At 49.4% G+C, this 607-nt stretch carries 1 protein-coding gene; it reads left to right on the top strand.

Annotated elements, in window-relative coordinates; translation table 11 throughout:
• Window positions 1-64: 64 nt before the first annotated feature.
• Window positions 65-607 (top strand): ATP-binding cassette domain-containing protein (locus R8O10_RS26130; protein ID WP_318192085.1); only part of this gene is annotated, 543 nt, incomplete at its 3' end.

Genomic DNA, 607 nt, shown 5'->3' with positions numbered 1-607 from the left:
CCGTAATTATCTTAAACTTAGTAGGTGAAGGTGTACGCCAAGCGCTGAATGCGGGGATCGAATAATGCCGTTATTAGATATTCGACATCTGACTATCGAGATCGAAACACCACAAGGGATGGTGAAAGCCGTCGACCGAATGAGCCTAACGCTCAACGAAGGTGAAATCCGAGGCTTAGTGGGCGAGTCTGGCTCAGGTAAAAGCTTAGTTGCGAAAGCGATCGTGGGGGTTTGTAAGGACAACTGGCGAATCACCGCGGACCGAATGCGCTTGGGTAACATCGACCTTTTACAGCTTACGCCGAAAGAGCGTCGCCGCGTCATTGCCCGCGATATCGCGATGATCTTCCAAGAACCCTCAACCTGTTTGGACCCTTCCGAAGAAGTAGGACGTCAGTTAATTGAGTCTATCCCCTCTCGCGCCTTTGAAGGCAAGTGGTGGGAGCGATTCAAATGGCGTAAAAAACAGGCCATTGCGCTACTGCACAAAGTTGGTATCAAAGATCACAAACGCTTGATGGGCAGCTACCCGTACGAGCTAACAGATGGTGAATGTCAAAAAGTCATGATCGCCATGGCCATCGCAACCAAACCTAAATTGTTGATT

This window comes from Vibrio sp. 1727, assembly GCF_033344415.1.
GTDB lineage: Bacteria > Pseudomonadota > Gammaproteobacteria > Enterobacterales > Vibrionaceae > Vibrio > Vibrio alginolyticus.
The sequence above is the reverse complement of the archived record's forward strand: the minus strand, read 5'-3'. Positions and strand labels throughout refer to the sequence as shown.